The 7,880-nt window shown below is 46.2% G+C and carries 11 protein-coding genes; 9 read left to right on the top strand and 2 right to left on the bottom strand.

Annotation, left to right across the window (positions count from 1 at the left end; genetic code table 11):
- Positions 1-11: 11 nt before the first annotated feature.
- The 7 genes from HQK80_14225 (at position 12) to HQK80_14195 (ending at position 3,577) form a co-directional block, all read left to right on the top strand.
- The gene (locus tag HQK80_14225; GenBank protein MBF0223354.1) at positions 12-767 is read left to right on the top strand and encodes a DUF4197 domain-containing protein; all 756 of its coding nucleotides are present in this window, start codon (positions 12-14) and stop codon (positions 765-767) included.
- Positions 768-988: 221 nt separating this feature from the next.
- Positions 989-1,279 (top strand): type II toxin-antitoxin system HigB family toxin, encoded by a 291-nt coding sequence (locus tag HQK80_14220; protein ID MBF0223353.1) that lies wholly within the window; start codon positions 989-991, stop codon positions 1,277-1,279.
- 2 nt (positions 1,280-1,281) lie between these two features.
- Positions 1,282-1,683 carry a transcriptional regulator gene (locus HQK80_14215; protein ID MBF0223352.1) on the top strand — a complete coding sequence of 134 codons (402 nt, stop codon included), beginning with the start codon at positions 1,282-1,284 and terminating at the stop codon, positions 1,681-1,683.
- A 123-nt stretch (positions 1,684-1,806) separates the two neighbouring features.
- On the top strand, positions 1,807-2,013 hold the full coding sequence (locus HQK80_14210; GenBank protein MBF0223351.1) for an addiction module protein: 207 nt from the start codon (positions 1,807-1,809) through the stop codon (positions 2,011-2,013).
- 93 nt (positions 2,014-2,106) lie between these two features.
- The gene (locus tag HQK80_14205) at positions 2,107-2,520 is read left to right on the top strand and encodes a hypothetical protein (GenBank protein MBF0223350.1); all 414 of its coding nucleotides are present in this window, start codon (positions 2,107-2,109) and stop codon (positions 2,518-2,520) included.
- Positions 2,521-3,002: 482 nt separating this feature from the next.
- Positions 3,003-3,284 carry a type II toxin-antitoxin system Phd/YefM family antitoxin gene (locus tag HQK80_14200; protein ID MBF0223349.1) on the top strand — a complete coding sequence of 94 codons (282 nt, stop codon included), beginning with the start codon at positions 3,003-3,005 and terminating at the stop codon, positions 3,282-3,284.
- Positions 3,281-3,577 carry a type II toxin-antitoxin system RelE/ParE family toxin gene (locus HQK80_14195; protein MBF0223348.1) on the top strand — a complete coding sequence of 99 codons (297 nt, stop codon included), beginning with the start codon at positions 3,281-3,283 and terminating at the stop codon, positions 3,575-3,577. The genes HQK80_14200 and HQK80_14195 overlap by 4 nt, the downstream gene beginning before the upstream one ends.
- A gap of 105 nt (positions 3,578-3,682) precedes the next feature.
- On the opposite strand, the gene HQK80_14190 is transcribed toward HQK80_14195, so the two are convergent.
- Positions 3,683-5,221 (bottom strand): SulP family inorganic anion transporter, encoded by a 1,539-nt coding sequence (locus HQK80_14190; GenBank protein MBF0223347.1) that lies wholly within the window; start codon positions 5,219-5,221, stop codon positions 3,683-3,685.
- A 386-nt stretch (positions 5,222-5,607) separates the two neighbouring features.
- Here HQK80_14190 and HQK80_14185 point away from each other — a divergent pair, with 386 nt between their 5' ends.
- Entirely contained in the window at positions 5,608-5,793 is a 186-nt protein-coding gene (locus HQK80_14185) for a hypothetical protein (protein MBF0223346.1), read from the top strand.
- A 223-nt stretch (positions 5,794-6,016) separates the two neighbouring features.
- Here HQK80_14185 and HQK80_14180 read toward each other — a convergent pair whose 3' ends face one another.
- On the bottom strand, positions 6,017-7,411 hold the full coding sequence (locus HQK80_14180; GenBank protein ID MBF0223345.1) for a hypothetical protein: 1,395 nt from the start codon (positions 7,409-7,411) through the stop codon (positions 6,017-6,019).
- Positions 7,412-7,510: 99 nt separating this feature from the next.
- Between HQK80_14180 and HQK80_14175 the strand changes: the two genes are divergently transcribed.
- Positions 7,511-7,880, top strand: a 370-nt coding sequence (locus HQK80_14175) for an amino acid ABC transporter substrate-binding protein (protein MBF0223344.1), incomplete at its 3' end; no start/stop codon positions are given.

Here is a 7,880-nt window from a genome sequence, read left to right as displayed (position 1 = left end):
AAGGAGGCTTTATGAAAAAAACTCTGGTGGGTCTGAGCGTTGGTTTATGTTTTTTTTCATCTTTACTGGGTGCTGGTCAATCTGCAGGCTCCTGGTGGGATAAAGGCGCAAGTATTCTTGAGTCGGTCACGAAAAAAACCAATGTCACGACATTGGCCGAACCGAGTGTTGCCGAGATTGGCGAGGCATTCAAACAGGCATTGGGGATTGGATGTGGAAATGTTGTCACAAAGTTAGGAGGCATGGATGGATTTAATGCTGATCCTCTCATTCATATCCCCTTGCCGGATCAACTGAACACAGTAAAAAACATGCTGGCTAAAGTCGGGATGTCCAAAGCAGTTGATGACCTTGAACTCAAACTGAATCGTGCTGCGGAAGCTGCGACTCCAAAGGCCAAAGAGCTGTTTATGCAGTCAATTGCCGATATGACCTTTGAGGACGTTAACACTATTTATAAAGGGCCTGAGGATTCAGCGACAAAATATTTCCAGGAAAAAATGACCCCTTCTTTGATGGAAGAAATGCGGCCAATCATTGAGGAGAGTCTCTCACAAGTGGGAGCGTTGCAGGCGTATGACAACGTCATGGGAAAATACAAAACCATGCCATTTGTTCCGGATGTAAAAGCAGATCTTTCCGATCATGTTGTGCAGAAAGGCATGGATGGAATATTCTTTTATATCGCAAAAGAAGAGTCAGCTATTCGCAGTGATCCATTGAAACAAACGACGTCACTTTTGAAAAAGGTCTTTGGTCATTTCTAACAACTCAACCATTATGGGTAGCATTGCTACAGGAATAAAGCCAGGTCTTGAAATATAAGATATGGTAAAGTGACAATTCAAGACCCTGAAAATGTGCGCTGCGCTTCGGTTTGCCCCAGAGCGCGGCGTTATTTTGCTCAATCTGACACCTAATCAATTACTCCTTAAAAAATATCCATATTAGAGCTTGCCAGTATCTCGAAATGAGATATATTGTTAGTATGCATGTCATTACACGAAAAAGACTACTTGATTTCTCCCGAAAACATCCAAGTTGCAGAAGTGCCATAGAGTCGTGGTATAGGATTATAAAATTCACAGACTTTCGTAACTTTGTTGAATTACGAGCAGTATTTCCAAGCGCGGACCAAGTAGGCAACTTTACAGTCTTCAATGTCGGAGGCAGTAAAGCCCGTTTAGTTGTAGCCATACACTACAACACGGGGAAAATTTATGTAAGACATGTCCTTACCCACAAAGAATATGACAAAGGCGCATGGAAGGAGGAATAATCATGAATACACAAATTGAGAAAATCGCAAAAGTTTGGCCAACCGTTCAGAATGTATTTTCTGTCCCACACAATGAAAAAGACTACAAAAAACTAGTTAGCCTCCTTGATGGTGTAATTGATGAGGTTGGGGAAAATGAAAATCATCCACTAGCATCATTAATGGAGTCTTTGGGGATCCTAGTAGAAACATATGAAGCAAATCATGTAAAACAACCAGAAGGAAATCCCATCGAGACTTTAAAAGTCCTTATGGCAGAACATGGCTTTAGGCAAACAGACTTAAAGGAAATAGGAAGTCAGGGAGTCGTGTCGGAAATTCTGAAAGGAAAACGTTCGCTTAACATTCGGCAGGTAAAAGCATTAAGTGAAAAGTTTCATGTATCTCCTGCTGTGTTTATGTAGAAAACCGCAATATTGGGGTGGCCATAGAAGATAACCAATTATTTGCAGATGAAACAGAAGACAATAACGTTGGAAGTTATCGAGAAGCTAACGATCTAGCGCAATGAACAATGGAGGCATCAAATGAACATTTCAGAGTTGAAAAAATTGAGTACTATAGACCGATTGCAGGCAATGGAGGCCCTTTGGGATAGTTTTTTATATGAAATGGATGAAATTGAAACACCTGAATGGCATGAAAAAATTCTTAGTGAGAGAAAAGTGAAAATTGCTAATGGAACTGCAAAATTTATTTCCCTTTCTGAACTGAAAAAGAGTCGGCAACAATGAAAGTCAAAGATGTTTTTGTATTAGAAGAAGCGTCTGACGACCTTAATGAAGGAAAACAATTAGGTCGTTAACCCCACAAGGAAGCATTGAATTATGGCGATAACATATGATGAAATAGAAAATGCATTCATTTTTGTCAGTATGGATCAGCAATATATGAATAACGCTTATCTTTGCAGGGAAACTGGGCGGATATTTTATACTTCGGAGATGGGTGATTCGGATGAACTCCCGGAGGATATTGACGAACCCAAATATATTTCTATCCCACATAAAAATGATCTTGATCTTGGCAAAGATCTCGTAATTGAATTCATGTCAAATTTTTTACCGGAAGAGCTCGACAGAGTTTACTCAATTTTTCGCCGTCAAGGTGCATATTCCCGATACAAAGACCTTTTAGCTGAAAAAGGCCTGCTTGATAACTGGTATAATTTTGAAAACGAGCGTCGAAAAGCAGCACTTAAAGAATGGTGCGCTGAAAACGATATTAACATTGGGGGTTAACCTACAGTGAAGGGGACGCGGGAAACTTGGGCGGCTTTTCAGGGACGATCTTACACGCGCCCTTACCGCAACGATATGTGGTGAGAAGGATAGACAAAGAATGCCCAAGAAAACAGTTAAGAGATCATCGGCTCGCACTTCGATTGCAAAAATGATAATCATTAACTGGTAGGCATTCTTAGACCGCACCTTGAGCAAAACAGAAGAGACGGACAGGATAAGGGCATACGAAAAATTCATGAAATATGGATTGAACTGTCATTATTGGAACGAATACATTTTTGAGGGCTATGCCAATTATACAGACCATGTCGTGTATTTAACGGGGATTCCAGATCAGCCAGATACTCTCCCGCATTCAGTGGAAAATAGGTGGAGTTGTTAGCCATAAAAATAACCATATAGACGTATAATAAAAATACTATTGATTGAACAATAAAGAGTACGGTATAATGTACTAAAATCTAACAACGAGGTGCATTATGCAAAGACTGAAAATTGACCAAGACATTCGCCCGATGTCAGAATTCCGTACTGGAATTGCTTCCTTCCTTAAACAAGTGCATGACACAAAGAGACCTCTAGTTATTACCCAACATGGCAAAGGGGTAGCTGTGTTAATTGATGTAGCAGAGTATGAAGCCATGCAAGAAAAAATGGAATTATTAGAAGATGTACAAACATCAATAGCACAGCTCAATGCAGGAAATGGCGTCGAACATAATGCAGCAAAATCTGCCATTTTGGGGCGGATTTCAAAATGAAAGTTATATGGTCCCCTCTGGCCATAGATAGAACGACAGAAATTGCAGGATACATAGCTCAAGACAATTCTACGGCTGCAACAAACTGGGTAGAAAACTTATTCGACAAAGTTCAACTCCTTAAATCCTCGCCAAAGAGCGGTCGTATAGTTCCAGAGACACACCGTGACGACATTCGTGAGTTGATATATGGAAATTACAGAATTATTTACCTTATAGAAAAAGAAAAAATATCAGTACTTACAATTCGTCATGGCAGACAAATTCTACCAATAGAAGACATCCAGCCATAACGAATAAGGTTAGATTTAGCACAATAGTGGGGGGCATAGTGTGGGCAGGTCATGCTATTAGAAAAAATTCGACTTAGCCAGGCGTGGATGAGGCTTGCCCGAAAACTATGCCAGTTCGTCCACCGCCAGCTTGTATTTCGGATCCTCCCAATAATTCACATCGATGATGGCCGAGGCATTGTCGAGAAGTTGACGGCAGTCCTCGCTCAAGTGGCGAAGGCGAACGGTTTTTCCCAGTTTGGCGTATCGTTCCGTCAGTCTGTTTAGCGATTCAATGGCTGAATGGTCAACCACTCTTGATTCCTTGAAATCAATGATGATCTCCTGAGGGTCATTCAGGACCTCGAATTTTTCCTGGAATACTGCAATAGAGCCGAAGAACAGAGGGCCGTAAATGTGATAGTGTTTGGCCCCGTTCTCGCCAATATGTTTCCTGGCCCGGATCCTTGTCGCATTTTCCCAGGCGAAAACCAGTGCCGAAATCACCACGCCGATGAGGACGGCCACGGCCAGATTGTGGAAGACCACGGTCACCACTGCGACCGTGACCATGACGAATACGTCTGTAGCTGGAACCTTGCGAATGATGTTCAGGCTGGCCCATTCGAAGGTGCCGATGGCCACCATAAACATCAGGCCGACCAGCGCCGCCATGGGTATTTTTTCGATCAGCGGTGCGCCCACCAGAATGAAAAGCAGCAGGGCGACAGCGGCGACGACTCCAGACAGGCGTTTTCGGCCTCCGGAGCTGATATTGATAATACTCTGGCCGATCATGGCGCAACCGCCCATGCCACCAAAGAATCCGGTCAGCAGGTTGGCACTACCCTGCGCCAGGCATTCCTTGTTGCCGCGGCCGCGGGTCTCAGTCATCTCATCGATAACCGTCAGGGTTAGGAGGCTTTCAATCAACCCCACCAGGGCCATGATCAGCGAATAGGGGAATAGTATCCTCAGGGTTTCGAGGTTCAAAGGCACAGAAGGCAGATGAAACCTGGGTAATCCTCCGGCAATGGAAGCGATATCGCCCACGGTTCGGGTGGGAATTTCGAAATAGATGATGACGGCGGAAACCCCGACAATGGCAGCAAGCGAGGCAGGAACAGCCTTGGTAAGCTTGGGCAGGAAGTGAATAATTGCCATAGTAGCAAGCACAAAGCCAAGCATGATCCACAACGGCATGCCGCTTAACCACGATGAAGAGTTATCAGTTCCAGCGACCTTGAACTGGTCGAGCTGTGACATGAAGATCACGACGGCAAGGCCGTTTACAAAACCGAACATAACCGGGTGAGGCACCAGGCGGATGAACTTGCCTAGACGAAGCAGGCCGATTGCTATCTGGATGATCCCCATCAAGACCACAGCTGCAAACAGGTATTCCACACCGTGTCTGGCCACCAGGCTGACGATGACCACGGCGATGGCACCGGTTGCCCCGGAAATCATGCCGGGCCTGCCTCCGACAAGTGCGGTGACGAGGCCGATGATGAAGGCCGAATAGAGGCCTATCAGAGGGCTTACATTGGCGATAAGCGAGAAGGCGATGGCTTCGGGAACCAAGGCGAGAGCGACTGTCAATCCGGAAAATATTTCGTTCTTAGCGGTGCGCTGCGAGTTCTTCATTGATTCAATAAACGTCATGCAAATCCTTTCTTTTGGGGTAATGTGTCCCGCGCCCTGAAGCTCGGGGTGCTGAAAATACTGTTGGCGTAGGGTTTGCCAGGGATGGCGAACTCTTCAGTGCTTAATCTGTCGGAGGTCGTCACCAGCCGATTGTGGCGATGCGAACCAGCCAAGGCCTTGAGATCCCCCGTAGTTACGGTAGGGATTCATGGGGATGTAATTTCGAATTGCGCTTATTCCTGGTGTCTGAAACTTGGCATGCAGTGGACAGCGGAGAACACTTGGAGGCAAAGTAGAGAGTGTTGCAGAAATGAAGTGCTGTATATAGCAGATTGCAGCAGTGAATTCAAGGTGGTTGTTCGCTTTATGGGATCACACGAAACCGGCTCTGCCACGCAATCTGTTTGCTTGATAACCACTATCACGCCATCATTGAGACAGATATTGCCGCAGAGGGCCGGTCACGGCGCAATGAGCTGGCCGTGGAAGTGCACATCACCTATGGGTATACGTTGAAAGAGATTGCCGATTGTCTCGGGATTCATTATACAAAGTTTAGCAAGGGTGTCTCAGATAGCAGGCAAAAGTGATTTTTCAAGACCTCTGACCCTAGGGCCTAGCGTTAACTTCCGATTACGACAGGCGTAAGCAGCGTCAAAAAAACATGAAAGCATTCAATATTCTATTAATCATCATGGTATGCAGTCTGGCATCCCTCATTGCTTCGCCTCTAAAAACCAGAAAAAGAATTACACGAGAAAGTCTTCTATTTTATGGCGTACATGAACCTTGGGCTAGTATTTACCATCTCCTTCATTTTGGCCCTTTGGAGATGGTGATGAATAAACAAACTGGATCTTTGGGGAACGGGTGGTAGATAGGATCCTGGCCGGATGTGTGGCAGCCCAGGCATTTGCCGACCGTGAGTATTCGATGAATTTCTTCAGCTTGAAATGGACGCATATTGGGCCGGAAGCTCTTTTGCAATGGAACCCCGTCTATCGAAACAAAGGCATCTAAAGCAGGCACTTTGCCAGCCGTTGTTTCCGTTCCCAGGGAGACAGGGTCAAACTGCCAGGCCCCTGTTTCATCCTGCCAGGCAGTCCCCTCACCAAGCCCGACTGTTTTTGTTGAAGTGTGGCAGTCCGGGCAGCTTCGGCCTTTCAACTGAGTAGTATGCGGGTCAATTGCGGCCATGGTAAATGAGTAAAATGAGTCTGTCATTGTGCCGTCCTCATCCTTGATGCTAACAACATCCTGGCAGCCGGGCGTGACAGGCATTATTCTGTTGTTCCAAATGCCGAGGGCGGGTTTTTCGTAACGGATGTACGATCTACCTTCTTGCCACCAGCCTGGTGTCTCTTGCAGGGTGAGTTTGTCGAGATGGGTTTCACTCTTGTCCAGTTTGACATGGCATCCATAGCATTGTGGAACCCAGCTGGAGTGGCAGGCCTGGCAGGAAAGGCGGCTATGTCCGGGATCTTCACAGGAGGCGGCTACCGGAAGATTAACCGGATGTGGTTTGTCGTCGAGTTTACTTGTTAGTGTTGGTGGTGTGGTCTGCGTGTTCAGGTTGTTGAGTTGATTGTTTTTTGAGGTAACTCCCGGATTTAACGAAGTGTGGCAGGTTTCGCAGTGGATTTCGAGTTGTTCTTCAAAATGAGCGTAACGAGTGCCGTCCCCCATGATTTCATTGCGGGTATGGCAGTCAATGCAGGTCATGCCCCGGGCAAAATGAATGTCTGGTGGAAGCTCCAGGAAGAACCGATCTCCTGGCAGCCGATTCTTTGATACGTCACCGTCCTTGTAAGGGGTGCCATAGCCTTCCGCTTCATAAACCCCCTGATACGATATGCCGATTCTGCCGCTTCGGTTATGGCAGCGCACACAATTTTCCATGGGAACTTTTTTAGTGATAAGTGGATGGCCTTTTTCCGGGCCGTCACTGGGCAAGGCCGGATTTGTCAGATAATGACAGGCTGAACAGCCCCCGCCTTTTTGACCGAAAAAGCCAGGCAAGTCACCCTTTTGTTTCCAGAGATCGTCAATGATATCGTGCGGCGCGTCCTGACCAATGAGCACAAACGTAAACAGGCACCCATGGGCCTTAAGGTGACCAGCAAGGCCTTTGGCTATGGCAGGCGATATCCGACCACCCAAAATTTTCGAGAAAATGGCTAAATGGCCCTTAATAAATCTTACCCGCATAATTGGATAGCTGCCCTGAAGAGACTATTTTCACGCCCTCACGAGCCCACAAGACCCCACCAGGGACATAAAACCAAATTCGCGGTTTTGCTCCTTCTTGTGGCAATCTTTTTTTTAATAGTTCGTGAAAACCTGACCAACAGACCAGACCAACTCTACCAAACTCTCTCCGGCCAGGTTGAAATGTGCCTGGCCTGCCACCAAAAAGAAATACTCGACCCGGCCCATGACACAAAAATTCTCGGCTGCTCGCCTTGTCATTTGGGGTCACCATTAGCCATTGACAAGGATATTGCCCATGAAGGCATTGTTAAAAACCCTGGTGATCTGCGTGTCGTCGAAAAAACCTGCGGAGTTCAAGGCTGCCATGGCCTTGACACCCACAAGGTCAAAAACTCTCTAATGGCCACCAATCGGGGCATCCTGGCCACACTTCTCTATTATTGGGGCGAGGCTCCAGACCAGAATG

The sequence above is a fragment of the Desulfobulbaceae bacterium genome (assembly GCA_015231515.1).
Classification (GTDB): Bacteria; Desulfobacterota; Desulfobulbia; order Desulfobulbales; family VMSU01; genus JADGBM01.
This window is presented reverse-complemented; position numbering and strand designations above follow the sequence as displayed.

Excerpts from the sequence above, each read along its gene's own strand:
- HQK80_14225 (MBF0223354.1), top strand. The coding sequence starts at position 12 with ATGAAAAAAACTCTGGTGGGTCTGAGCGTTGGTTTATGTTTTTTTTCA.
- HQK80_14220 (MBF0223353.1), top strand. The coding sequence starts at position 989 with ATGCATGTCATTACACGAAAAAGACTACTTGATTTCTCCCGAAAACAT.
- HQK80_14215 (MBF0223352.1), top strand. The coding sequence starts at position 1,282 with ATGAATACACAAATTGAGAAAATCGCAAAAGTTTGGCCAACCGTTCAG.
- HQK80_14210 (MBF0223351.1), top strand. The coding sequence starts at position 1,807 with ATGAACATTTCAGAGTTGAAAAAATTGAGTACTATAGACCGATTGCAG.
- HQK80_14205 (MBF0223350.1), top strand. The coding sequence starts at position 2,107 with ATGGCGATAACATATGATGAAATAGAAAATGCATTCATTTTTGTCAGT.
- HQK80_14200 (MBF0223349.1), top strand. The coding sequence starts at position 3,003 with ATGCAAAGACTGAAAATTGACCAAGACATTCGCCCGATGTCAGAATTC.
- HQK80_14195 (MBF0223348.1), top strand. The coding sequence starts at position 3,281 with ATGAAAGTTATATGGTCCCCTCTGGCCATAGATAGAACGACAGAAATT.
- HQK80_14190 (MBF0223347.1), bottom strand. The coding sequence starts at position 5,221 with ATGACGTTTATTGAATCAATGAAGAACTCGCAGCGCACCGCTAAGAAC.
- HQK80_14180 (MBF0223345.1), bottom strand. The coding sequence starts at position 7,411 with ATGCGGGTAAGATTTATTAAGGGCCATTTAGCCATTTTCTCGAAAATT.